23 protein-coding genes are annotated in these 25,172 nt (G+C 72.4%); 19 read left to right on the top strand and 4 right to left on the bottom strand.

Annotated features, from left to right (window positions below; all coding sequences use genetic code 11):
* Positions 1 to 5: 5 nt before the first annotated feature.
* From EV371_RS00210 to EV371_RS34010, 4 genes are all read right to left on the bottom strand, one after another.
* Positions 6 to 3,080, bottom strand: a complete 3,075-nt coding sequence (locus tag EV371_RS00210) for an EAL domain-containing protein (RefSeq protein WP_165436567.1) — start codon at positions 3,078 to 3,080, stop codon at positions 6 to 8.
* 217 nt (positions 3,081 to 3,297) lie between these two features.
* On the bottom strand, positions 3,298 to 3,798 hold the full coding sequence (locus EV371_RS33210; RefSeq protein ID WP_165436566.1) for a hypothetical protein: 501 nt from the start codon (positions 3,796 to 3,798) through the stop codon (positions 3,298 to 3,300).
* Positions 3,799 to 3,897: 99 nt separating this feature from the next.
* Positions 3,898 to 4,650, bottom strand: a complete 753-nt coding sequence (locus EV371_RS00200; RefSeq protein WP_486484416.1) for a DUF4037 domain-containing protein — start codon at positions 4,648 to 4,650, stop codon at positions 3,898 to 3,900.
* The gene (locus EV371_RS34010; RefSeq protein ID WP_486484415.1) at positions 4,572 to 4,985 is read right to left on the bottom strand and encodes a hypothetical protein; all 414 of its coding nucleotides are present in this window, start codon (positions 4,983 to 4,985) and stop codon (positions 4,572 to 4,574) included. The genes EV371_RS00200 and EV371_RS34010 overlap by 79 nt, the downstream gene beginning before the upstream one ends.
* Before the next feature lie 104 nt (positions 4,986 to 5,089).
* On the opposite strand from EV371_RS34010, the gene EV371_RS00195 reads away from it, so the two are divergent.
* The 19 genes from EV371_RS00195 (at position 5,090) to EV371_RS00105 (ending at position 25,167) form a co-directional block, all read left to right on the top strand.
* Positions 5,090 to 5,452 (top strand): hypothetical protein, encoded by a 363-nt coding sequence (locus tag EV371_RS00195; protein WP_486484414.1) that lies wholly within the window; start codon positions 5,090 to 5,092, stop codon positions 5,450 to 5,452.
* A 316-nt stretch (positions 5,453 to 5,768) separates the two neighbouring features.
* A complete protein-coding gene (locus EV371_RS00190) occupies positions 5,769 to 6,770 on the top strand; it encodes a DMT family transporter (protein ID WP_486484413.1) in 1,002 nt (333 codons plus the stop codon).
* 28 nt (positions 6,771 to 6,798) lie between these two features.
* Positions 6,799 to 7,314 carry a PH domain-containing protein gene (locus tag EV371_RS00185; protein WP_349338548.1) on the top strand — a complete coding sequence of 172 codons (516 nt, stop codon included), beginning with the start codon at positions 6,799 to 6,801 and terminating at the stop codon, positions 7,312 to 7,314.
* A 340-nt stretch (positions 7,315 to 7,654) separates the two neighbouring features.
* A complete protein-coding gene (gene infC / locus EV371_RS00180; protein WP_130460242.1) occupies positions 7,655 to 8,275 on the top strand; it encodes a translation initiation factor IF-3 in 621 nt (206 codons plus the stop codon).
* Between the two features lie 20 nt (positions 8,276 to 8,295).
* Positions 8,296 to 8,490, top strand: a complete 195-nt coding sequence (rpmI, locus tag EV371_RS00175; RefSeq protein ID WP_130460241.1) for a 50S ribosomal protein L35 — start codon at positions 8,296 to 8,298, stop codon at positions 8,488 to 8,490.
* A 32-nt stretch (positions 8,491 to 8,522) separates the two neighbouring features.
* Positions 8,523 to 8,915, top strand: a complete 393-nt coding sequence (rplT, locus tag EV371_RS00170; protein ID WP_130460240.1) for a 50S ribosomal protein L20 — start codon at positions 8,523 to 8,525, stop codon at positions 8,913 to 8,915.
* Positions 8,916 to 8,946: 31 nt separating this feature from the next.
* Positions 8,947 to 9,831, top strand: a complete 885-nt coding sequence (locus EV371_RS00165; RefSeq protein WP_130460239.1) for a TrmH family RNA methyltransferase — start codon at positions 8,947 to 8,949, stop codon at positions 9,829 to 9,831.
* 526 nt (positions 9,832 to 10,357) lie between these two features.
* Entirely contained in the window at positions 10,358 to 11,419 is a 1,062-nt protein-coding gene (pheS, locus tag EV371_RS00160; RefSeq protein WP_130460238.1) for a phenylalanine--tRNA ligase subunit alpha, read from the top strand.
* Positions 11,420 to 11,481: 62 nt separating this feature from the next.
* Entirely contained in the window at positions 11,482 to 14,082 is a 2,601-nt protein-coding gene (locus tag EV371_RS00155) for a phenylalanine--tRNA ligase subunit beta (protein ID WP_130460237.1), read from the top strand.
* A 318-nt stretch (positions 14,083 to 14,400) separates the two neighbouring features.
* A complete protein-coding gene (locus tag EV371_RS00150) occupies positions 14,401 to 15,756 on the top strand; it encodes a quaternary amine ABC transporter ATP-binding protein (RefSeq protein ID WP_130460236.1) in 1,356 nt (451 codons plus the stop codon).
* Positions 15,753 to 16,643, top strand: coding sequence for an ABC transporter permease subunit (locus EV371_RS00145; protein WP_130460235.1), 891 nt, complete (start codon positions 15,753 to 15,755; stop codon positions 16,641 to 16,643). The genes EV371_RS00150 and EV371_RS00145 overlap by 4 nt, the downstream gene beginning before the upstream one ends.
* A 115-nt stretch (positions 16,644 to 16,758) precedes the next feature.
* Positions 16,759 to 17,652: a glycine betaine ABC transporter substrate-binding protein gene (locus EV371_RS00140; protein ID WP_130460234.1), complete on the top strand. Its 894-nt coding sequence runs from the start codon at positions 16,759 to 16,761 to the stop codon at positions 17,650 to 17,652.
* 172 nt (positions 17,653 to 17,824) lie between these two features.
* The gene (argC, locus tag EV371_RS00135) at positions 17,825 to 18,832 is read left to right on the top strand and encodes an N-acetyl-gamma-glutamyl-phosphate reductase (RefSeq protein ID WP_130460233.1); all 1,008 of its coding nucleotides are present in this window, start codon (positions 17,825 to 17,827) and stop codon (positions 18,830 to 18,832) included.
* Between the two features lie 87 nt (positions 18,833 to 18,919).
* On the top strand, positions 18,920 to 20,095 hold the full coding sequence (gene argJ, locus EV371_RS00130) for a bifunctional glutamate N-acetyltransferase/amino-acid acetyltransferase ArgJ (RefSeq protein ID WP_130460232.1): 1,176 nt from the start codon (positions 18,920 to 18,922) through the stop codon (positions 20,093 to 20,095).
* Between the two features lie 117 nt (positions 20,096 to 20,212).
* A complete protein-coding gene (argB, locus tag EV371_RS00125; protein WP_130460231.1) occupies positions 20,213 to 21,118 on the top strand; it encodes an acetylglutamate kinase in 906 nt (301 codons plus the stop codon).
* A complete protein-coding gene (locus EV371_RS00120) occupies positions 21,115 to 22,428 on the top strand; it encodes an acetylornithine transaminase (RefSeq protein WP_130460230.1) in 1,314 nt (437 codons plus the stop codon). Before argB ends, EV371_RS00120 begins: the two co-directional genes overlap by 4 nt.
* Positions 22,428 to 23,447 (top strand): ornithine carbamoyltransferase, encoded by a 1,020-nt coding sequence (gene argF / locus EV371_RS00115; RefSeq protein WP_130460229.1) that lies wholly within the window; start codon positions 22,428 to 22,430, stop codon positions 23,445 to 23,447. The genes EV371_RS00120 and argF overlap by 1 nt, the downstream gene beginning before the upstream one ends.
* Entirely contained in the window at positions 23,444 to 23,959 is a 516-nt protein-coding gene (locus tag EV371_RS00110) for an arginine repressor (RefSeq protein ID WP_130460228.1), read from the top strand. The genes argF and EV371_RS00110 overlap by 4 nt, the downstream gene beginning before the upstream one ends.
* Positions 23,956 to 25,167: an argininosuccinate synthase gene (locus tag EV371_RS00105; protein WP_130460227.1), complete on the top strand. Its 1,212-nt coding sequence runs from the start codon at positions 23,956 to 23,958 to the stop codon at positions 25,165 to 25,167. The genes EV371_RS00110 and EV371_RS00105 overlap by 4 nt, the downstream gene beginning before the upstream one ends.
* The last annotated feature ends 5 nt before the right edge of the window (positions 25,168 to 25,172 follow it).

Genomic DNA, 25,172 nt, shown 5'->3' with positions numbered 1-25,172 from the left:
GCAGGTCAGCGGACGGCCCGGGCCGCCAGCCGGGGCAGCGCGACCGGCGCGCCGTCGCGGAGGATCGCCTCGGCCTCCACCCCGGTGACCGGGCCGGCGAAGAGGTAGCCCTGACCGTGCTGGCAGCCGTACCGGCGCAACTGGTCGCGCTGTGCGGTGGTCTCGATCCCCTCCGCCACCAGTTCCAGACCGAGGTTGAGGCCCATCGACACGATCGACCGGACCAGCTCACGACTCTTGCCGTCGCTCGCCAGTGGTGCCACGAAGGACCGATCGATCTTGAAGGCGTCGATCGTCAGGTGGTGCAGCGCCTGCAACGACGAGTAGCCGGTGCCGAAGTCGTCGATGTGCAGCTGAACGCCCAGCTCGTGCAGGGCCGCCAGCTTCGTCCGCGCCGCCGGGACGTCGTGCACGATCACGCCCTCGGTGATCTCGATGATCAGGGCCGCCGGATCCAGCCCCGCCGCCCGCAGACTCTCCTCGATGTCCTCCAGCAGCCGGGTGTGCCAGAACTGCCGGTTGGAGACGTTGACGCTCATCCGCAGGCCGTCCGGGGCGGACCCGCTCGCCCGCCAGGTGGCGAGCTGCCGGCACGCCTCGGTCAGCGCCCAGCGACCGATCGGCGGCATCAACCCGCTCTCCTCGGCGATCGGCAGGAACTCGCCCGGCAGCACCAGCCCGCGTACCGGGTGCCGCCAGCGCACCAGTGCCTCGAAGGCGCGGGTACGACCGTCGTGCAGCCGCACGATCGGCTGGTAGCGGAGTTCGAAACCGCCGGTCTCCAGCGCCCGGCGCAGCTCCGCCTCGGTGCGCAGCCGCCCGACGACCCGCTCGTGCATGGCGATGTCGAAGACCGCGTGCGAGCCCTTGCGCTGCCACTTCGCCGAGTACATCGCGGTGTCGGCGTCCCGGATCACGTCCTCGGCGTGCTGGTAACCGGTGCTGCTGCGGGAGATGCCGATGCTGGCCGAGACGACGAACTCCTCCTCGCCGAGCCGGAACGGCACGCCCAGCGCGCCCCGGATCCGCTCCGCCACCGCGACCGGATCCTCGCCACCGGAACGGTGCCCCAGCAGTACGGCGAACTCGTCCCCGCCGAACCGGGCGGCGACGTCGGCCTCCCGGGCGCTGGCCCGGATCCGCTCGGCGACCTGGACCAGCAGCCGGTCGCCGGCCAGGTGCCCCAGGCTGTCGTTGACCAGCTTGAAGCCGTCGAGGTCGAGCAGCAGCACCGAGTAGTGCCGCTCCGGGTGCCGCGCCTGGGCGGCGACGGCCGCCTCCAGCCGGTCCAGGAAGAGGGTCCGGTTGGCCAGCCCGGTGAGCGGATCGTAGAGTGCCGCGTGCCGTAACAGGTCCTCCTGCTCACGCAGGGACTTCAGCACCGCGTCGTGGTCGAGGGCGATGGTGAGCAGGGCCGCCCACTGGTTCATCATCTCCCGGCCGCTGGCCACATCGGCCTCGATCGGACCGACGACGGCGAGCATCCCCCAGTCGCTGGCACCGATGCACAGCGGCGCCACGTAGACCATCTGATCGGCGTCCAGGTCCGCGAGGTCGACGAGTTCGGCCGGCGGGAACGACCGGGGCGACACCGGCCCGACCGGCATCGGCACCGGCCCGCGGTCCCGTTCGAACATGGTGACCAGGTCCAGCGTCGGTTCGGCGCCGGTCGGGCCGCCGGACGACCAGAGGCCGAGGCAGCCGCCGCGGGCGTTGGTGTCCTGGATCCAGGCGAGTCCACGGGGATCCTTCTCGTGGCTGCGCAGCAGGTTCTTGCTGACCGTGTAGAGCATCTTGAGGGTGGTCTGGAACTCGTTCTCCTCGATCTTGTGGGCCCGCGACCGGCTCTGCGCCAGCGCGACCACGATCTCCTCGGTGCCGGTCCGGATCCGTTCGGCGGCGGCCCGGTCGTGCTGCCCGGTACGCCGGGCCAGGCCCAGCCCGTACCCCCGGACGCAGTCCAACATCCGGACCATGCCCTCCGGATGCCGCTGGCTCAGCGTGTGCAGGCCGATCAGGGCCTGGCGCAGGTCGAGGAGATCCGGTCCCGGGGCACCGTCGGCGGCCGCGGCGAGGGCGTCGGCGACCAGGACGCCGGCCCGGGCGATGCTGGCCCGGCGGCGCGGATCCACCTGACCGGGCAGCGCCGCGACGAGCCGGGCGACCAGGTCGTCGGCGGTCGACGTGTCGGCGTCCGGTCCGGCCGTGAGCGCACCGGGTGCCAGCGGGTCGGCGCAGCCGCACGACTCGCGTGCCTGGAACGACGTGGGCACCGAGTAGGTGCGAGCCTCGATCTCCGCCCCGTTCGCGGCGCTCAGCGCGAGTTCGGCGGCGATCCGACCCAGGTCCTCGAAGCTCTGCCGGACCGTGGAGAGGCTCGGGGTGAAGTAGACGACCCCCTCCATGTCGTCGAAGCCGACCACCGCCTGCTGGCGCGGCACATCCACACCGGCGGCCAGGAACGTGCGGAGCAGTCCGATCGCGTTGAGGTCGTTTCCGGCCACCACCGCCGTGCACGGCAGCCCGGCGGCCAGCATTGCCCGGCCGGCCCGCTCGCCACCGCTCTCCCGGTTGTCACCGGTGTCGAAATGCAGCTCGGCGCGGGGTGTCAGCCCGCACTCCAGCAGCGCGTCGCGGTACGCCTCGTAACGCTCGCGCAGATCCCGCAGCTCCAGGTATCCGGCGAAGGCGATCTCCCGGTGGCCGTGCTCGACCAGGTGCAGTACCGCCTCGCGTACCCCGCCGCGGTTGTCCGGGAGTACCACCGGGCAGGAGAAACCGGCCATCTCGTCGCTGATCATGATCACCGGCTTGCCGGTCCGTTGGATCGTGGTCAGGTATCCCCGCGACGCCGAGTTCAGGATCACCACGAACGCGGAGACGTGGTCCCAGGCCACCGGGTGCGGAAAGTCCGGAGGTTCGGGCGGGTCGAAGTCGAACGTGCCGGCACCGAGCGTCTGAATGGCGATCATCCGGCCGCCGGCGGCCGCGGTCGTACGCGCAATTCCGCCGAGAATGCTGCCGAAATAGTCGCAACCGACCGACATGGTGAGTACGCCGATGGTGGGGCCATCGACCACGGCCATCACCTCCTGCACCAGCCGTCGCCGCGGGTCGCGATGGCCAGGGCCGAGTCCGGTGGAAAGGTGGCTTTCCGGTGGTTGTTTCGAGTCGACTTCCGGAACTTTTCAGATAACCGTCGAGAGCCTACCGGATCATGTTCGGGCACGTCGATACGCGCGAATTTATCGTCCCGAGATCACGGAACTGCCTCGCCCGGCCGGGCAACCCGAACGATCAGGAGTTGACGCAGCCCGGCAGCCGGGGAATGACGTTGGTCGGGACCAGATCGGTACAGATCGCATCGGTGCCGGCGGTGAGCGCCGTCCACGTCGCACTGTCCCGCTCGTACTCGAAGGCGACGAAGGCCGGATCGACCAGCTCCGGCGGCACGATCGTCGTCGCGGTCGCGTACCCCCGGTAGCAGGCCAGGTCGCGGAGGCCGCTGATCTTCGAGTCGAGGGCGGAGTAGATCTCCCGGTTGGCCTTGAGCGCGGCGAACAGGGTCGCCGCGTCGACCGGGCAGCCGTCCGTCGAGGCCGGGGTCGGGCTCGGCGTCGCCGCGGCGGTCGTCGCCGTGCCGGCCGGTGACGCGCCCGCCGTGCCGGCCGGTTCCTCGCCGGCACAACCCGCGACCGACACCACCAGCCCGAGGAGGCCGGCGAGCCCGAGACGGCGACGTGCGGCGACGGTACGGCGGGAAGCCTTGCCCGGTGCGTGGATCACGACGGCACTCATGCGAAGGCACGCTACCGAACCGTTCGCCAGGCGTGGGGACCACCGGTCCAGACGGGACGGACCGCCGAGCCCTGGTTGCCCGATGTCGCCGCGTCACCGCTACCGAAACCGCCACGCGGCGGCCGTCAATGCCCTGGTCAGCTTCGGTTGGCACAACACGGGCGTGCTGTCCACGTACTGGTCGATCCCGCCCACCAGTGGCAGCCCGGCGATCTCCGGGTCGGTGATCCGGCCGAGCAGGGCGGCCGCGAACCGGTCGGCCCCGATGACCGGGTACGGCCGATCGTGGAACCACCGCCGGGTCGGGTCCACCGTCCCCGCCAGGCCGAGCCGGTTCTGCCAGACCCCGGCCGCCTCGTAGGCGGTGCAGAGAGCCGCCTGCCGCGCCGTGGCGTCCCCGGTCAGCGCCCCGTCCAGCGCGGCGGCGACCGCCGACGCCTCGGGCAGGGCGGCGAAGGCGCTGCCCAGCCACTTGCCGTACGGCGGGTACCGGCGGGCCATCAGCAGGCAGAGCCGCATCACGTCCCGGGTCAGCCGGGCCGCCAGCACCCGGCTGCCCGCCTCGGCGCCGACCTCAACCGTCCGCCCGACGAAGGGCTCCTCCTGGCCGATCCGGGCCCACTGGCAGGCCAGCAGGTAGCGCCAGACGTCGTCCGGATACCAGTGCAGGCGGTCCCGCACTGCGGTCAGCTCGCCGAGAACGTCGGAGAAGACCGCCCCACCGGTCACCTCGGCGAGCAGTTGGGTGGGAGTGGCCAGCCAGTCGAAGGTCGTCACCCCGGGCCGGGGATCGAAGCCCAGCTGCGTCTCACACCAGGCGCCCACCTCGGTGACCTGCACGAGGTGCGCCACCGGCCCGTCGGTCCCGGCCGGTACCCGGGCCCGGCCGGGCACCGGGGGAAATGCGTCGGCCAGCCGTGGATCTGCTTCGGCAGCCGCTCCGACAGCAGCGCCGTGACCCGCTCGCCGTACCGGGCGAGGTCGGAGGGGGAGAGGAAGAGGGTGAGCCGGGGACCCCAGTCGTGGTCGACCGAGCGCTCGGTGTCGAAGCCGAGTACCTCCGACCCGGGGCCGACCCGGGCCGCCGCGTACCGCAGCCCCGGGAACGCCTCGGCGAGCAGCGGCCGCACCGCGTCGGTGTAGAAGAGCCGGCACAGTTGCAGCCCCGGCACGAACGGACCCCACATCCGGCTGACCGTAGGCCGGCGGTTCGAGACCGGCCAGCGAATTGTCGGCGTAAGGGGTTGCATCCGGTACCGGGGTACCGGCTTACCGTTGAGGTGTGGCAGACATGCGAGGTACTACGGAGATGCGAGGTTTCCCGCCCGGAGAGGTGCCCTCGGCGTGCACGCTGCCGACGGCGGAGCAGCCGGTCCGACTCGCCGAGTTCGCCCGGATCCTCGGCACGGCGGTCCGCTCGGCGCGCCGGGTCGAGCCGACGCGGCTGCGGCTGGAGTTGACCCCGACCCCGCGGACGGCGGCCCGGGTGGCCGACCTGATGATGCGGGAATCCGACTGCTGCTCCTTCTTCACCTTCCGCCTCGGTGTGACCGGCGGCCGGTTGAGCTGGGACGTCGGGGTACCGCCCGGGCAGGTCGAGGTGCTCGACGCGCTGGCTGCCCGGGTGCCGCCGGACGGTGGTCGAGGTGCCTGACCGGCTCCGCCCCGGCGGGCTACCCGGCGTCTAGTCGGCCCGACCGTGGGGTCCAGACCAACCTGACATCGGCACCTCCACCCGACCCGGCACCTCCTCGGCGGCGCACCCGCCGGGCGGGCGGGCCGGTCGGTGGCGTGGGGCTGCCGCCCAGGTCACGCCGGTCGAGCGATCTCGGTCACAGACACCGGCGGTCCTCCGCTGTGAAGCTTGGCCGCGACCCTGTGGGCCGGCCGTTCCGTGCCGCCCGACCGGTCGAGGGCCGTCCGGCCGTCGAGGGTCGCGCCGGGCGGGGTCGGGTGGACGGGGTGTCTCGTTGCTGAAGGTACTGCCTGGCTGGGCGGCGATCGGGCTGACCGTGCTCGCCGGGGTGGGGGCGGCGGCGCAGAGCCTGGCCAACGCCGAAATGGGCGAGCGGACCGGTCATCCGATCATCGGTGCGTTGGTCAACAACACCGGGGGAATGACGCTGGTCCTGCTCGGCCTGCTCGCACTGCCGTCGATGCGGTCCGGGCTCGGGGTGCTGCGCCGGACCAGGCTGCCCTGGTGGACGTACCTGGGCGGGCTGTGCGGGACGTTCTTCATCGTCGCGGCCACGTACATCGTGCCGGTGCTCGGGGTGGCGGTTTACACAATCGCCCAGGTGGCCGGCAACAGCGGCGGCGGGCTGGTCGTCGACCGGACCCGGCTGGCCCCGGCCGGCCCGATGGGACTGACCCGGTCCCGGGTGGCGGGTGCGCTGCTCGGGATCGCGGCGGTGGCGCTGGCCCAGGTCGGCCGGCCGGTCGGCGACGTGGCGGTGGGACTGGTGCTGCTCGGTGGCGTCTGCGGGGTGCTGGTGGCCGTCCAGGGCGCGCTGAACGGCCGGATCTCCACGGTCGCCAACCCGGCCGCCGCCACTGCGGTCAACTTCACGTTGAGCAGCACGGTGATGCTGCCGGTGGCGGCGGTGACCGGCGCCCTGGCCCAGCTCGGCACCACCGGCTGGCCCCGCGAGTGGTACCTGTACGTCGGCGGTCCGCTCGGCGTGACGATCACCGTCGCGCTGCTGGTCGGCATCCGGTCGGTGGGACTGCTCCGCACCGGTTTGTCCCTGGTCGCCGGGCAGTTGGGCGGGGCGCTCCTGCTCGACCTGCGGCCGGGCGGCCCCGGCGCGAGCCTGGCGGTGCTGGTCGGCGCCGTGCTGGTCCTGCTCGCGGTGGTCGTCTCCGGCCGGGCGGCCCGGGGTGCCCCGGCGGTGCCTCGACCCGCTCCCGCGCCGGCGGCGGCCGGCGACGTGGCGGCGGCCGGCCGGCGTCGGCGGGCTGGTGGTGGCTGACCTGGGCTGGGATGGCAGACTGGACGGCGTGACCGAGTCCGCCGCCGCCCGTGATCCCGGCACCGTGCGCGTGCGCCCGCGACGCATCCGGGTGGTCTGCTGGATCCTGGCTCCCGCGCTGGTGGCGGTCTTCGCCCTGCTGAGCGTCGGGCTGCACGGTGCGACCGGTTCCGGGGCGGGCACCTTCCAGCGTGGCGACCAACTCGCCATGGTCGGGCTGGGGGTGCTGGGCGGGTTCGTGGTGCTGCTCTTCACCCGGCCCCGGGTGGAGGCGGACGCCGACGGGGTCCGGGTGCGCAACGTCTTCGGCGGCTACGCCCTGCCCTGGGACGTGATCCGGGCGGTGCGCTTCGACCGGGGCTCGGCCTGGGCGGCGCTGGAGCTGCACGACGACGAGCGGATGCCGGTGCTGGCCATCCAGGCGGTGGACCGGGAGCTGGCGGTCGACGGCGTACGCGCCCTGCGCGCCCTGCACACCGCACACCAGCAGTCGCGGCCGGAACCCGGGGCCCCGCGGACCGAGGCCGCTCGGACGGCGGACTGATCGCCGGCCGGCGACGCACGGTTTCCGGCGTGCCCGTTTTGGCATCCTGCGGGCTGACCTGCTAGTCTTTACCAGTCGACCACTGTCTGGGTTTACCCACAGGCAGTCAAGAAGCGGAGCGCCTGCTCCCACCCGTGTCGCCTCACCTGGTGTCCGGGTCCGGTCACCGGAATCGGCTCGCCGACTCCGGGTGCGATCGTCGATCGCCATCGACCGGTCGAGCAGGCCCCGGCATGTGCCGGGGCCTTCTGCTTTGGGTCGAAGACATCAGGACCGGCCACCGCTGACGCGCGGCCGGTGAGGATCACCACGAGGAGGCCCCATCAGCGTCGAGCCACGCGTGAACGAGCAGATCCGGGCACGTGAGGTCCGACTGGTCGGCCCTGAGGGCGAGCAGGTGGGCATCGTCCCACTGGAGCGCGCCCTGCAGCTGGCCGCGGACGTCGACCTGGACCTGGTCGAGGTTGCGCCCATGGCGCGCCCGCCGGTGTGCAAGCTCATGGACTTCGGCAAGTACAAGTACGAGTCCGCACTCAAGGCGCGCGAAGCCAGGCGTAACCAGCAACAGACCGTCATCAAGGAGATGAAGCTCCGGCCGAAGATCGATCCGCACGACTACGAGACCAAGAAGGGTCACGTGGTGCGGTTCCTCAAGGCGGGCGACAAGGTCAAGGTGACGATCATGTTCCGCGGTCGCGAGCAGAGTCGACCGGAGCTGGGCTACCGGCTCCTGCGCCGACTCGAATCCGAGATCTCGGAACTGGGGTACGTCGAGGCCGCTCCGAAGCAGGACGGCCGTAACATGATCATGGTCCTGGCTCCGCACCGGGCCACCAAGGCGGCCGCCACGGCTGCCCGGGCTGGCTCGCCGCGAGAGCGGGAGGCCGGTGCCGCCGAGGCATCGCCGGCTGCCGGGGCCACACCCGGCCCGGCCGGACCCGCCGGAACCACCGGCGAGTAACAGGGGAGAGACGCACCAAGATGCCGAAGATGAAGAGCCACACCGGGATGGGCAAGCGGGTCAAGGTGACCGGCAGGGGCAAGATCGTTGCCCAGCAGGCCGGCCTCCGGCACAACCTGGAGAAGAAGCCCTCCACCCGGACCCGCCGGCTCACCGGCACCGTCGAGGTGGCCAAGGCCGACGTCAAGCGAATCAAGAAGTTGCTGGCCCGCTGACGCGCGCCTCTTGACCTGAAGGAGTAGTTGAGATGGCACGCGTCAAGCGGTCAGTGAACGCCCAGAAGAAGCGCCGTACGCTGCTGGAGAGCGCCAGCGGCTACCGCGGCCAGCGGTCCCGGCTCTACCGCAAGGCCAAGGAGCAGGTGCTGCACTCGATGCAGTACGCCTACCGGGACCGGCGGGACCGCAAGGGCGACTTCCGGCAGCTCTGGATCACCCGGATCAACGCGGCAGCCCGCGCCAACGGGATGACCTACAACCGGCTCATCCAGGGGCTGAAGCTGGCCGGCGTCGAGGTGGACCGCAAGATCCTGGCCGACCTCGCGGTCAACGACCCGACGGCCTTCGCGGCCATCGTCGAGGTCGCTCGCGCCGCCGTGGCGGCCGAGGGCACCGGCGGCGCGTCGGCCCAGGCCGCCTGACCACCGCGACACCCCGATCGAGGCGTCCCACATGTCGGTAGATCCGCACGTGGGGCGCCTTGACCATGTCCGGTACTCGGATCGACCACTCTTCACCTCGCGTACCCCGAGGATCGTCGCGGCCCGGCGGCTGCACCGGCGCCGGGAGCGCGACACCACCGGCCGGTTCCTGGCCGAGGGCCCGCAGGCGGTCCGGGAGGCGCTGGCCGTCCCCGGTGTGCCGGTCGAGCTCTTCGGCACCCCGGCCGGGCTCGACCGGTACGCCGACCTCGCCGACACCGCCGCCCGGGCCGGAGTACCGGTCTCCGCGGTGACCGACGACGCGCTGGCGGCGCTGACCGAGACGGTCGCCCCGCAGGGAATCGTCGCGGTCTGCTCCCGGCTCGACGTGTCGATCGGCACCGCGCTGGATCGGGGCCCCCGGCTGGTCGCCGTGCTGGCCGAGATCCGCGATCCGGGCAACGCCGGCACCGTGCTGCGGACCGCCGACGCCGCCGGGGCCGGCGCGGTGGTCTTCACCGGGGACGCGGTCGACCCGTACAACGGCAAGTGCGTGCGGTCGTCGGCCGGCAGCCTCTTCCACCTCGACCTGGTCCGGGCCGCCGACCCGGCCGACGTGGTGGTCGCGCTGCGGACGGCCGGGCTCACCGTGCTGGCCGCCTCCGGCTACGGCGAGACCGACCTGGACGAGCTGGCCGACTCCGGTGGCTTGGCCCGGCCCACCGCCTGGCTCTTCGGCTCCGAAGCGCACGGCCTGCCGGCGGAGCTGGCCGGGACCGCCGACGCCCGGGTACGCGTGCCGCTGCACGGCCGCGCCGAGAGCCTCAACCTGGCTGCCGCTGCCGCCGTCTGCCTGTACGCTTCGGCCAGAGCCCTGCGGTCCGGTGTCGCCCGCACGCCGCCGGAGAGCGCATAATGGTCGGGCGCCGGAGGGCGCAGGATGGGCGCCGGGCCAGCAGAACTGACCAGGGAGTTGTCGACCTGATGACCGAGTCCGCGAAGGGGCGCGTCCGCGAGGCGCGACGCCGCTCGTTTAGCCAGCCCGCCGGTGTCGGCGGGCGGCAGGGCTGACCTCTCCTCTCCTCCCTGCGTCCCCCTCCCACCGGCGGGCTGCGGCCCAGCCGCCCGTCCGTAGACTCTGTGAGCCGCCCGCAAGGGGCGCCCACCGAACCTTCCCACCTGAACAGCGCGCGCCGGTCGCCCCGACTCGCTCGGGCCCCGAACGGCGCGCGAGGGGAGGCCGACCGAGGTTCACCGACCTGTCCACGGCGTCGCCGGTGCTCCGGCGCACCACGACCGGGTCGCCCGGTACCCGTACCGCTGCGGAGCGGGCCGGCCGGGCCACCGGCGAGGTGCCGCCGGCAGCACGCGCGGCGCCGGGGACATTCGACGCGGAGGCAGCGGGGTCACCGCCCGCGACGCAGAGGGAGTAGCCGCACGCCATGACGTATCGCAACGACCCGTACGACCCGAAACAGGTCGCCCTGCTCGACCCGGAGGCGCTGGCGGCGGCGGTGGCCGACGCGGCGGTGGCGTTCGAGGCCGCCACCGACCCCGACGGGCTGGCCGAACTGCGCCGGGTGCACCTCGGCGACCGGGCACCGGTCTCGCTGGCCCGCCGGGAGATCGGCGCGCTGCCGCCGGCCGCCAAGTCCGACGCAGGCAAGCGGGTCAACGAGGCCCGCCGGTCGATCGAGTCCGCGTACGCGCAGCGGCTGGCGGTCGTCCAGGCGGCGCGGGCCGAGCGGATCCTCGCCGAGGAGCGGGTGGACGTCACCCTCCGCTACGACCGGCGGCCGCGCGGCGCCCGGCACCCGATCAGCACCCTCGCGGAGCGGATCGGCGACCTCTTCGTCGGGATGGGCTACGAGATCGCCGAGGGGCCCGAGGTCGAGTTGGAGTGGACCAACTTCGACGCCCTGAACATCCCGCCGGACCACCCGGCCCGGGGCACCATGGACACCTTCTACCTGGACGTACCGGGTCTGGTGCTCCGGACGCACACCTCACCGGTGCAGGCTCGGACGATGTTGGCCCGCAAGCCGCCGATCTACGTGGTCTGCCCCGGCCGGGTCTACCGGACCGACGAGCTGGACGCCACGCACAGTCCGGTCTTCCACCAGGTCGAGGGGCTGGTGGTGGACGAGGGGATCACCATGGCGCACCTGCGGGGCACCCTGGACCACCTGGCCAGGGCGATGTTCGGGGCCGAGGCGCGGACCCGGTGGCGCCCGCACTACTTCCCGTTCACCGAGCCGAGCGGCGAGTTCGACGTCTGGTTCGCCCAGCACCGGGACGGCCCGCGCTGGGTGGAGTGGGGCGGCTGCGGCATGGTCAACCCCCGGGTGCTGCGGGCCTGCGGCATCGACCCGGACGTCTACTCCGGATTCGCCTTCGGGATGGGCATCGAGCGGACCCTGATGTTCCGGCACGGCATCGGCGACATGCGGGACATGGCCGAGGGCGACGTGCGGTTCACCCGCGCGTTCGGGGTCGAGGTGTGAACGGGATGACGAACGAGGCTACGGAAGCGATGCACGTCGGAACGGATGCGGTGGTCTGAGTCATGCGAATTCCTGTTTCCTGGCTGCGCGAGCATGTCGAGCTGCCCGCCGAGCTGAGCACCGAGGAACTGGACCAGGCGCTGGTCAACCTCGGCATCGAGGTCGAGTCCATCGTGGACCTGCGCGGCACCGTCGCCGGATCGCTGGTGGTCGGCGAGGTGCTGGAGATCGAGGAGCTGACCGGGTTCAAGAAGCCGATCCGGTTCGTCCGGGTCGACGTCGGCGCCGCGAACGGCACCGGCGAGCCGCAGGAGATCGTCTGCGGGGCGACCAACTTCGCCGTCGGCGACCGGGTGGTGGTGATCCTCCCCGGCGGCGTACTGCCCGGCGGGTTCGCGATCGGCGCCCGCAAGACGTACGGGCGCAACTCCAACGGGATGATCTGCTCGGCTCGCGAACTGGGGATCGGCGACGACCACGCGGGCATCCTGGTGCTGCCCGAGGACGTGCCGGCCAAGCCCGGCGACGACGCGCGGCCGGTGGTCGGGCTCGACGACGTGGTGGTCGAGGTCGAGATCACCCCGGACCGGGGGTACGCGATGTCCGTACGCGGCCTGGCCCGGGAGCTGTCGCACGCCTTCGAGGTGCCGTTCCGGGACCCGGGGCGCTCGCCCGCCCCCGGTGCGACACCGGAACCGGCGTACCCCGTCCGGGTGATCGACACCGTCGGCTGCGACCGGTTCGCCGCGCGGGTGGTCCGGGGCATCGACCCGGCCGCCGAGTCACCGAAGTGGATGCGGCAGCGGCTCACCCACGCCGGCATCCGGACCATCTCCCTGCCGGTAGACATCACCAACTACCTCATGCTGGAGCTGGGCCAGCCGATGCACGCCTTCGACCTGGACGCGCTCCGGGGCGAGTTGGTGATCCGCCGGGCGGTGCCGGGGGAGCGGCTGACCACGCTGGACGGGGTCGACCGGGCCCTCGACCCGGAGGACCTGGTGATCTGCGACGCCGGCCTGCCCGGATCGATGGCCGGTGACGGCGGGGTGCCGATCTCGCTCGCCGCCGTGATGGGTGGCGAGACCAGCGAGGTCGCCGACAGCACCGTCAACGTGCTCTTCGAGGCGGCGCACTGGGACCCGGTGGTGGTCGGCCGGACCGCCCGCCGGCACCGGCTGTTCAGCGAGGCCGCCAAGCGCTGGGAGCGCGGCGTCGACCCGGCGCTGCCGCTGGTCGCGCTGGAGCGGGCGGTGGAGCTGCTCACCACGTACGGTGGCGGCACCGCGGGCGCCGAGGTGCTCGACGTCGACCACGTCAGCCCGCCGCGCCGGATCGTGATCGACGCGGACCTGCCGGCCCGGCGGGCCGGGGTGCCGTACGGGGCGGCCCGGACCGTGGCGCTGCTGGAGCGGGTCGGCTGCGTGGTGGCGGTCGGCGACGCGCGGAGCGTGGCCGGCAACGGGCGGGCCGCCGTCGCCGGCAACGGGCACGGCGGCCGGCACGCGAGCGGGCCGGACACCCTGGTGGTGACCCCGCCGACCTGGCGGCCGGACCTCACCGACCCGGCGGACCTGGTCGAGGAGGTGATCCGGCTGGACGGCTTCGACAAGGTGCCGTCGGTACTGCCGGTCGCCCCGCCCGGCCGGGGGTTGACCCCGGAGCAGCGGCGCCGCCGCTCGGTGAGCCGTACGCTCGCCGAGAGCGGCTTCGTCGAGGTGCTCACCCCGCCGTTCGTCGCCGCGGAGCTGTTCGACCTGCTCGGCCTGCCCGCCGACGACCCGCGCCGCACCGCCGCACGGCTGGCCAACCCGCTGGCGGACACCGAGCCGCTGATGCGGACCATGCTGCTCGGCACCCTGCTCGGCGCGGTGCGCCGCAACCTCGGCCGCGGCCACCGCGACGTGGCGCTCTACGAGATCGGCATGGTCTTCCTGCCCCGTCCCGGGGCCGGCACGCCGCCCGCGATGGGTGTCGACCACCGGCCGGGCGACGAGGAGTTCCGGGCCGCCGACGCCGCCCTGCCGGACCAGCCGTGGCGGGTCGCCGCGGTGCTGACCGGCGAGGTGGAGCCGGCCGGCTGGTGGGGTCCGGGACGCCCGGCCGGCTGGGCCGACGCCGTGGAGGCGGGCCGGACGGTACTGGCCGCCGCCGGGATTCCCGGCGAGCGGGTGGTGGTCCGGCAGGCGGAGTACGCGCCCTGGCACCCGGGGCGGTGCGCCGAGTTCCGGGTCGACGACGTGCCGGTGGGGCACGCCGGGGAACTGCATCCGGCGGTACTGGCCGAGCTGGATCTGCCGCCCCGGACCAGTGCCCTGGAGATCGACCTGGATGCCCTGCCGTCCGCCCCGGTGGTGCCGGCACCCCGGATCTCCGGCTATCCGCCCGCGCTGATCGACGTGGCGCTGGTGCTGGACGCCGCCGTCCCGGCCGAGGAGGTGGGCCGGGCGCTGGCCGAGGGCGCCGGTGAGCTGCTGGAGTCTATCCGGCTCTTCGACGTGTACGCCTCCGAGCAGTTGGGGCCGGGGCGCCGGTCGCTGGCGTACAAGCTGGTGTTCCGGGCGCCGGACCGGACGTTGACCGGCGAGGAGGCGGTGGCCGCCCGGGACGCGGCGGTGGCCGAGGCGGCCCGGCGGTTCGGTGCGGTGCTCCGGGGTGCGTGAGCCGCTGCTGGTGGCCGCCGCGCGTGGCGCGGCGGCCACCAGCGTGAGATAACTCTCTGTCACAACTTTCGGGCTCTCTGCCATGGTCGGTTTGGTCACCTTCCGCGCCCGAAATCACCTGACTTCGCCGGTGAAGGTCACGTGTTGATATCCAGATGTGATCTTGGACTGGCCGTGCAAAGTGGCTCTCGGGTATGGTCGCCGACAGCCCGATACAGGCCGCGCGCCGCCGATCATCGGCAGTTCCCGGCGGATGCCACTGACGCAAGTCGAGGCGGGTACGTCGACGGGAGACCGCCGACACTCGCACTCGCCGGAATGGAGATCGTGTCCGCGTTAGCAGTGAAATCCCTGTACAAGATTTTCGGTAGCGGGGCCGAAACGGCGGTACGACGCCTCGCTGACGGTGCTGAGCGCGACCAGGTAATGGCGGATCTACCCGTCACCGCCGCGGTGATCGACGCGACCTTCGAGGTGCAACGCGGCGAGATATTCGTGGTGATGGGCCTCTCCGGTTCGGGGAAATCCACCCTCATTCGAATGCTCAATGGTCTGGTGAAGCCGACCCATGGCAGCGTGCAGGTCGAGGGCGTCGAGCTGACCAACATGAAGCCCGCCGCACTACGCAAGTTGCGCCGCGAAAAGATCAGCATGGTATTCCAGCACTTCGCGCTTCTTCCGCATCGAACGGTGCTGGAAAATGCCGGTTACGCGCTGGAGGCGGCCGGCCGGTCGCGTACCGAGCGTCATGAGCGCGCACTCGACGCGCTCCGGATGGTCGGGTTGGAGGGCTGGCAGGACAAGCTCCCACAGGAACTGTCCGGTGGCATGCGTCAGCGGGTCGGCCTCGCTCGCGCTCTCGCCGCGGGTACCGAGGTCATGCTGATGGACGAGGCGTTCTCCGCGCTCGACCCGCTCATCCGTCGTGAGGTCCAGGACCAGCTCCTGGAACTACAGGCCGAGCTCGGCAAGACCATCATCTTCATCACCCACGACCTCAACGAGGCGATGCGGCTCGGCGACCGGATCGCCGTCATGCGTGACGGCCGGATCGTCCAGATCGGTACCGCCGAGCAGATCCTCACCGATCCGTCCAACGACTACGTCGCACAGTTCGTGGCCGACGTGGACCGGACCCGCATCCTCACCGCGTCGTCGGTGATGGAGAAGCCGCTGAGCGTGGTGGACGTGCACGCCGGCCCCCGGGTGGCGGCGCGGACGCTGCGGGAGACCCAGACCTCGGTCGTCTACGTCACCGGACGGGGCCGGCGGTTCCTCGGCACGGTCACCGAGGACCAGGTGGACCGGGCGGTCCGGGAGGACCGGCAGGACCTCGGCGGGATCGTCTCGACGGCGAACGTCCGGTCCGTGGCGGACGACACCCCGATAGCGGATCTCTTCACCACCTGCGCGGAGAGCTCGCATCCGGTGGCCGTGGTGGACGCCGACGGCCGGCTGGCCGGTGTGATCCCCCGGATCACCCTGCTCAGCGCGCTGGGCAGCATCGGCGCCAACCCCGCCGACGCCGATCCCGACGACTCCGCGCCCAGCGCAGAGAGCAACCCGGACGCGGCCGCGGTGGTCGACGGACCGGACGCCAGCGACATCCGGGACGACGCGACACGGGTCGCAACCTTGGCCGAGCCGGCACAGCCGAAGGGGGAACCGGTATGACGAGCGCCGACAACCCCCTGAACGACGTAGTGCCGTACGTCCCGATCGGTGACTGGACCGAGCGCGGCGTCGACTGGGCCACCGAGCACTTGGGGACGATCTTCGAGGGCATCGCCACCTTCGTCGACTCGCTGGTCAGCCCGCTGGTCGACCTGCTCAACGCCCCGCCGGCGATCGTCGTGGTGGTGCTCTTCGCGGCCCTCGGCTGGTGGCTGCGCGGCTGGAAGTTCGGCCTCGGTACGGCGATCGGGCTCGGTCTGGTGGCCGGGATGCCGTACTGGGACGAGACCATGCACACCCTGGCCCAGGTCCTGGTGTCCAGTGTCCTGGCGCTGCTGTTCGCGGTGCCGATCGGCATCTTCATCTCGGAGAACCGGCGCGCATCGGCGGTGGCCCGGCCGGTGCTGGACCTGATGCAGACCATGCCGGCGTTCGTCTACCTGATTCCGGCGATCTTCTTCTTCGGCATCGGCACCGTGCCCGGCGTACTGGCCACCGTGGTGTTCAGCATGCCGCCGGGGGTCCGCCTCACCGAGCTGGGCCTACGCCAGGTGGACCGGGAAGTGATCGAGGCCGGAGAGGCGTTCGGGGCGTCGCCCTGGATGGTCCTGCTGCGTACCAAGCTGCCCCTGGCGTTGCCGACCATCATGACCGGGGTCAACCAGGTCATCATGCTGGCCCTGTCGATGGTGGTCATCGCCGGCATGGTCGGTGCCGGGGGACTGGGCGACGTGATCATGCTGTCGCTCTCCAGGGTGCAGGTGGGCCAGGGATTCGAAGGGGGCATCGCCGTCGTGATCCTGGCCGTGGTGCTCGACCGGCTCACCGACTCGATCGGCGCGCGTACCGCCACCGCGAAGGCGCAACGCGCCGCACAACGGGCCTGATCAGAGCAGACCTCGGGCCAACACCATCCCGACCCGCAGGGAGGTCTGGTGCCGGCGCCCTGCCTCGCTGACCGCGAGCTCCGTCGGTGTCTTGGTAACAAAGGAAGGAAACACCATGTGGAGCAAGACCTTGCGGCGCGGCATCGCGCTGGCGGCCACCGCCGCCCTGGCGCTGGGTGCCGCCGCCTGTGGCAGTGATGCCGACGACTCCGGCTCGACCGGAGACTCCAAGAAGATCACCATCGGCTACATGGCCTGGGACGAGGCAATCGCCGCCTCGTACCTGTGGCAGAAGGTCCTGGAGGACAAGGGGTTCGAGGTCGAGCTCAAGAATCTCGAGGCCGGTCTCGTCTACGGTGGCCTGGCCACCGGCGACATCGACCTTTTCCTGGACGGCTGGCTGCCGCAGACCCACGCCTCGTACTGGGAGCAGTACGGCGACAAGCTGGAGAAGATCGGGGTCTGGTACGACAACGCCAGCCTGAGCATCGCCGTACCGAAGTACGTCGACGGGGTCGACTCGCTGGAGGACCTCGCGGCCAAGGCGGACACCTTCGGCGGTGAGATGATCGGCATCGAGCCGGGCGCCGGATTGACCGCCGCCACCCAGGACAAGGTCATTCCCGGGTACGGGCTGACCGACGTGATGAAGCTCAAGACCTCGTCCACCCCGGCGATGCTGGCCGCCCTCGACCGTGCCATCGCCGGCAAGAAGCCGATCGTGGTGACGCTCTGGCACCCGCACTGGGCGTACGCGAAGTACGAGCTGAAGGACCTGGCGGACCCGAAGGGCACGCTGGGGCAGGCCGAGGAGGTCACCACGCTGGCCCGGGCGGGCTTCGGTGAGGACTTCCCGGAGGTCACCGCGATGCTGCAGAAGTTCAAGATGGACAACCAGCAGCTTGGCTCGCTGGAGGACCTGATGTTCAACGTCCACAAGAACGACGAGGCGAAGGCCGTCGACGAGTGGCTGAAGGCGAACCCGGACTACCTCGGCACGCTCAGCTGACGACAACACCGCCGACCCCCGCCGGGCCCGGCCCCGCTCCGCTGTGGGCGCGGGCCGGGCCCGCGGTGGTCGCGGGACCCCGCAACGAAAGATAATTCGGTCCGCTGCATAGACTTGCAGTGGCCGGCGGTGTTTGCTAGCGTGCTCACTGCATAGAAATGCGGAGGTGGGCATGGGAATTCGAGTCGCGGTCGCTGGCGCGAGTGGTTACGCGGGCGGCGAACTGCTCCGGTTGATCTCCGGACACCCCGAACTCGACCTCGTCGCCGCCACCGCACACAGCCAGGCCGGTCAGCCGGTTGCCTCCGTACATCCGCAGCTCACCGGCCTGGACCTGGTGTTCGGCCGGACCGATCCGGCGGTGCTCGCCGACGCGGACCTGGTCTTCCTGGCCCTGCCGCACGGCGAGTCGGCGGCGCTGGCCGCGGCCCTGCCGGACGGGGTGCGCCTGGTGGACCTGGGCGCGGACCACCGGCTCACCGACGCGGCGGCCTGGACCCGCTACTACGGCGGCACCCATGCCGGTGCCTGGACCTACGGACTGCCCGAGCTGCCCGGCCAGCGGGCGGCGATCGCCGCTGCGACCCGGGTCGCCGCCACCGGCTGCTACGCGGTGGCAACCACTCTCGCGCTGGCTCCACTGCTCGCCGCCGGGGTGGCCGCCCCGCACGACGTGGTGGCGGTCGCCGCCTCCGGCACCTCCGGAGCCGGCCGGTCGGCCAAGCCGCACCTGCTCGGCAGCGAGGTGATGGGCGACCTCTCGCCCTACAAGGTCGGCGCGCACCAGCACGTTCCCGAGATCAAACAGGCCACTGGGGCGAGCGGACTCTCCTTCACCCCGGTACTGGCCCCGATGCCGCGCGGCATTCTGGCCACCGTGACCGCGCTGCCCGTGGGCGAGACCCCGGCCGACCCCCGCGCGGTGCTGGCGCAGGCGTACGCGGACGCGCCGTTCGTGCACCTCCTGCCCGAGGGCCGGTGGCCGCACACCGCCGCCACACTGGGCGGCAACTCCTGTCATCTGCAGGGGACCGTCGACGTCGACTCCGGTCGACTGATCGTGGTCAGCGCCGTCGACAACCTCGGCAAGGGCGCCGCCGGCCAGGCGGTGCAGTGCGCCAACCTGATGCTCGGGCTGCCGGAGACCATCGGACTGACCGCGCACGGAGTAGCACCGTGACCCGGATGGCACCTGGGAGGCATCGACCTGGCAGTCGTCCGGAGCGGCGGCGACCGGGCTGCCGGCACGCGACGAGGGAGGTTTGATATGAGCGTCACCGCGCCCCGGGGGTTCCGGGCGGCCGGCGTCGCCGCCGGGCTCAAGTCCGGTGGTGCCCCGGACGTCGCGCTGGTGGTCAACGACGGACCGGATACCGCGGCGGCCGGGGTCTTCACCGCCAACCGGGTCAAGGCGGCACCGGTGCTCTGGAGCCAGCAGGTGCTCCGGGGCGGCCTGCTCCGGGCCGTGGTGCTCAACTCCGGCGGTGCCAACGCCTGCACCGGGGCGCCCGGCTTCCAGGACACCCACGCCACCGCCGAACACGCCGCCGCCGCGCTCTCCAGCGCCGGCGACGGCGGACCGGCGGTCGGCGCCGGCGAGGTGGCCATCTGCTCCACCGGGCTGATCGGCGAGCGACTGCCGATGCAGCGGCTGCTGCCGGGCGTGGACGCGGCGGTGGCCGGACTGAGCACCGACGGCGGACCGGCGGCGGCCGAGGCGATCATGACCACCGACACCCGGTCCAAGACGACCGTGGTCACCGGCAGCGGCTGGACCGTCGGCGGGATGGCCAAGGGCGCCGGCATGCTCGCCCCCGCGCTGGCCACCATGCTCTGTGTGGTCACCACCGACGCCATCGCCGGGCCGGCGGTGCTGGACGAGGCGCTCCGGGAAGCCTGCCGGGTCAGCTTCGAGCGGGTCGACTCGGACGGCTGCCTCTCCACCAACGACACGGTGCTGCTGCTGGCCAGCGGCGCCTCCGGGATCGCACCGACCCAGGCCGAGTTGACCGCCGCGGTCACCGAGGCCTGCCGGGGCCTGGCCCGGCAACTGGTGGCCGATGCCGAGGGCGCCAGCAAGGAGGTCGCGATCGAGGTGGTCGGGGCGGCCGACGAGGACGACGCGGTCGAGGTCGGCCGTGCGGTGGCCCGGAACAACCTGGTCAAGACGGCACTCTTCGGCAACGACCCGAACTGGGGCCGGATCATCGCCGCCGTCGGCACCACCGGCGCCGCCTTCGAACCGGACGCCATCGACGTGGCGGTCAACGGGATCTGGGTCTGCCGCTCCGGGGCCGCCGCCGAGGACCGGGCCAAGGTCGACCTCTCCGGTCGGCAGGTGACCATCCGGATCGACCTGCACGCGGGCCCGTCCGAGGCGACCGTCTGGACCAACGACCTGTCGCACGCATACGTGCACGAGAACTCGGCGTACTCAACGTGAGCGCGAGGAACGCAGCGGAGCGGAGTCCCGCAGTCGTGAGCGGGAGGCGAGCCCGGTGAGCGCGAGGAACGCAGCGGAGCGGAGTCCCGCAGTCGTGAGCGGGAGGCGGGCACAACCGTGATGCTGACCCGCGACCTGACCGAGGCGCAGCGGAAGGCAGCCACCCTCATCGAGGCGCTGCCCTGGCTGGCCCGCTTCTCCGGCTCGACCGTGGTGGTGAAGTACGGCGGCAACGCAATGATCGACCCGGAGTTGCAGCGGGCGTTCGCCGCCGACATGGTATTCCTGCGCTACGCCGGGTTGAAGCCGGTGGTGGTGCACGGCGGCGGCCCGCAGATCTCCGCCATGCTGCGCCGGCTCGGCATCGACAGCGAGTTCAGGGGCGGGCTGCGGGTGACCACGCCGGAGGCGATGGACGTGGTCCGGATGGTGCTGGTCGGCCAGGTCGGCCGGAAACTCGTCGGCCTGATCAACGAGTACGGCCCGTACGCGGTCGGCCTCTCCGGCGAGGACGCCCGCCTCTTCACGGCGGTACGCAAGCCGGCGTACGTGGACGGCGAACCGGTCGACATCGGCCAGGTCGGTGACGTCGACCAGGTGAACGTCTCGGCGGTCGCCGACCTGATCGCGGCCGGCCGGATCCCGGTGATCTCCACCGTCGCGCCGGACGCCGACGGCGTGCTGCACAACCTCAACGCCGACACCGCCGCCGCCGCGTTGGCCGTCGCGCTGCGAGCCCGAAAGCTGGTGGTGCTCACCGACGTACCCGGGCTCTACGCCGACTGGCCGGACACCGGCAGCCTGGTCTCCGAGATCACCACCGGTCAGCTCGCCGACCTGCTGCCCACACTGGAGTCGGGGATGGTGCCCAAGATGGAGGCCTGCCTGCGGGCGGTCAGCGGCGGGGTGCCGGCGGCACACGTGGTGGACGGCCGGGTGGCGCACTCGACCCTGCTGGAAGTTTTCACATCGGAAGGATTCGGCACGATGGTGGTTCCCGAGCCCGGGGCGGTCTCGCCATGACGAGCCTGGTCGACCGCTGGACGCAGTCCATGATGGACAACTACGGAACACCGCAGCTCGCGCTGGTCCGCGGCAGCGGCGCGGTCGTGGTCGACGAGGCCGGCCGGGAGTACGTCGATCTGGTCGGCGGCATCGCGGTCAACGCGCTCGGGCACGCCCACCCGGCGGTGGTCGAGGCGGTTTCCCGGCAGGTCGCCACCCTCGGGCACGTCTCCAACCTCTTCGTCGCCGAGCCGCCGGTGGCGCTGGCCGAACTGCTGCTGGCGCTGGCCGGCCGGGCTGGCCGGGTCTTCTTCGCCAACTCGGGCGCGGAGGCGAACGAGGCCGCATTCAAACTGTCCCGGCTGACCGGGCGCACCCACGTGGTCGCCACCGAGGGTGGCTTCCACGGCCGGACGATGGGCGCGCTGGCGCTCACCGGCCAGCCTGCCAAGGCCGACCCGTTCCGCCCGCTGCCCGGCGAGGTGACCCACGTCCCGTACGGCGATGTCGCGGCGCTGGCCGAGGCGGTCACCGAGCAGACCGCGATGGTGATCCTGGAACCCGTGCAGGGTGAGAACGGCGTCGTCGTACCGCCGCCCGGCTATCTCGTGCAGGCCCGGCGGATCACCGCCGAGCGCGGCGCGTTGCTGGTGCTCGACGAGGTGCAGACCGGGATCGGACGTACCGGGCACTGGTTCGCGCACCAGGCCGACGGGATCGAGCCGGACGTGGTCACCCTGGCCAAGGGGCTCGGCGGCGGGCTGCCGATCGGCGCCTGCCTGGCCTTCGGTGACGCCGCCGCGCTGCTCCGGCCGGGACTGCACGGCACCACGTTCGGCGGCAACCCGGTGAGCTGCGCCGCCGCCCTCGCCGTCGTCTCCACCATCGCCAACGAGGGACTGCTCGACCACGTGAAGCGGGTCGGCGAGCGGCTCCGGCGCGGGGTGGAGGCGCTGAACCACCCGCTGGTGGCGCAGGTGCGCGGCACCGGGCTGCTGCTCGGCATCGTGCTGCGCGCACCGGCCGCCGCCGCGACCGCCGGGGTGTTGCGGGACGCCGGCTTCCTGACCAACCCGGTGCAGCCGGCGACGCTCCGGCTGGCCCCGCCGCTGATCCTCGGCCTGGACCAGGCCGACGCCTTCCTCGCCGCCCTGCCAGCGGCACTGGACGCGGCGGCTCCGGCTCCACGGGATGCGGACGCGGCGGCTCCGGCTCCACGGGATGCGGACGCGGCGGCTCCGGCTCCACGGGGCGCGGACGCGGCGGCTCCGGCTTCGCTGGAGACGGCGGGCGGGACCCTCGCCGACGGGACCGGGGGTGGCCACTGATGCCCCGGCACCTGCTGCGCGACGACGACCTCAGCCCGGCCGAGCAGGCGGCCGTGCTGGACCTCGCCGCCCGGATGAAGACCGACCGGTACGCCCTGCGTCCGCTCGCCGGCCCTCGGGCGGTGGCGGTGCTCTTCGACAAGCCGAGTCTGCGCACCCGGCTCTCCTTCGACGTCGGCGTCGCCGAGTTGGGCGGCCACCCGATCGTGGTGGACACCCAGGTCACGCACTTCGGCCGGGGGGAGTCGCTGGCCGACGCGGCCCGGGTGCTGTCCCGGTACGTCGCCGCCATCGTGCTGCGTACCTTCGGCGACGACCGGATCGCCGAGCTGGCGGATGGTGCGACGGTGCCGGTGGTGAACGGGCTGACCGACGGCTTCCACCCCTGCCAGCTCCTGGCCGACCTGCTCACCGTCCGTGAGCGCTGTGGCGGCACCGCCGGGCGGACCCTGGCGTACCTCGGCGACGCGGCGAACAACATGGCGCACTCGTACCTGCTCGGCGGGGCGACCGCCGGGATGCACGTCCGGGTCGCCGGCCCGGCCGGGCACGAACCCGACCCGGCCGTACTGGACCGGGCCGCCGGGATCGCCGCCGGCACCGGCGGCTCGGTACGCGTCCTGCGCGACCCGATCGAGGCGGTGGCCGGCGCCGACGTGGTCGCCACCGACACCTGGACCTCGATGGGGCAGGAGGACGACGGCCGGGACCGGTTCACCGCGTTCCAGCCGTACCAGGTCAACCGGGCCCTGCTGGCCGGTGCCGGCCCGGACGTCGTGGTGCTGCACTGCCTGCCGGCGCACCGGGGCGAGGAGATCACCGACGAGGTGCTCGACGGCCCCCGGAGCGCGGTCTTCGACCAGGCGGAGAACCGGCTGCACGCCCAGAAGGCACTGCTGGCCTGGCTGCTGGAGCGGCACGCCGAGGAGCGGGTGCCGGCCGGGGAAGCCGCGTCGCAGCCGGCCGGCGAGCCGTCGGCCGCCTCGGTCATCGCCTCGGTGGTCGGCGAGTCGGCATGACCGGACCACTGACCCGGGCCGCCCGGCACGCCCGGATCGTCGACCTGATCCGCGAGCGGGCGATCCGTTCCCAGACCGAGCTGGCCGACCTGCTCGCCGCCAGCGGTGTGCAGGTCACCCAGGCCACCCTCTCCCGCGACCTGGACGAGCTGGGCGCGGTCAAGGTGCGCGGCGGCGACGGGCCGGCCGTCTATCTCATCCCGGAGGACGGCAAGCGGCCGCTGCGCGACGCCGAGCAGGCGCCGGCCCGGCTGATCCGGCTGCTCCGTGAACTGCTCAACGGGGTCGACTCGAGCGGCAACATCGCCGTGCTGCGCACCCCACCCGGTGCCGCCCAGTACCTGGCCAGCGCGCTGGACCGGGCGGGGCTGCCGGAGGTCGTCGGCACCATCGCCGGCGACGACACCATTCTCGTGGTGACCCGCGAGGCCACCGGCGGCGCGGCACTGGGGGAGAAGCTCTCCGCCTGGGCCGGCCGGGAAGAGCATGCGGAAGGGAGCGCCACGCCATGAGCGAGCGCGTCGTACTGGCGTACTCCGGGGGCCTGGACACCTCGGTCGCCATCCCGTACCTGGCCGAGCAGACCGGCGCCGAGGTGATCGCGGTGGCGATCGACGTCGGGCAGGGCGGCGAGGACCTGGCCGCGATCCGCCAGCGGGCCCTGGACTGCGGCGCCGCCGAGTCGGCGGTGGTCGACGCCCGCGAGGAGTTCGCGGCCGACTACTGCATCCCGGCGATGCGGGCCAACGCGCTCTACATGGACCGGTACCCGCTGGTCTCGGCGTTGTCCCGGCCGCTGATCGTCAAGCACCTGGCGGAGGCGGCGAGGTACCACGGCGGCACGATCGTGTCGCACGGCTGCACCGGCAAGGGCAACGACCAGGTCCGGTTCGAGGCCGGACTCGGCACCCTCGCCCCCGACCTCAAGGTGATCGCGCCGGCCCGGGACTTCGCCTGGACCCGGGACAAGGCGATCGCGTACGCCGAGGAGAAGGGGCTGCCGATCGACGTCACGCACCAGTCGCCGTACTCGATCGACCAGAACCTGTGGGGCCGGGCGGTGGAGGCCGGGTTCCTGGAGGACATCTGGAACGCCCCGACCGAGGATCTCTATTCCTACACCGCCGATCCGGCCGAGCCGCGCGACCCGGATCAGGTCGTGATCACCTTCGACGCCGGTGTACCGGTGGCGATCGACGGGGAGACGGTCACCCCGTACCAGGCGATCGTGGAGCTGAACCGGCGGGCCGGGGCCCAGGGGGTGGGCCGGCTGGACATGGTCGAGGACCGGCTGGTCGGCATCAAGAGCCGCGAGGTGTACGAGGCGCCGGGCGCGATCGCGCTGATCACCGCCCACCAGGAGCTGGAGAACGTCACCGTGGAGCGGGACGTGGCCCGGTTCAAGAAGGGTGTCGACCAGCGCTGGGGCGAGCTGGTCTACGACGGCCTCTGGTTCTCGCCGCTGAAGGACGCGCTGGACGCGTTCATCGACGACACCCAGCGGCAGGTCTCCGGCGAGGTCCGGCTGACCCTGCACGGCGGCCGTGCCGTGGTGACCGGCCGGCGCTCCGAGGCCAGCCTCTACGACTTCGGCCTGGCCACCTACGACACCGGCGACACCTTCGACCAGTCCCTGGCCAAGGGTTTCGTGCAGCTCTGGGGCCTGCCGAGCAAACTGGCGTCGGCCCGGGACGCCCGGCTGGGCGGTGTCGAGAGGTGACGTTC

This window comes from Plantactinospora sp. CNZ321 (genome assembly GCF_004217235.1).
The sequence above is the reverse complement of the archived record's forward strand: the minus strand, read 5'-3'. Positions and strand labels throughout refer to the sequence as shown.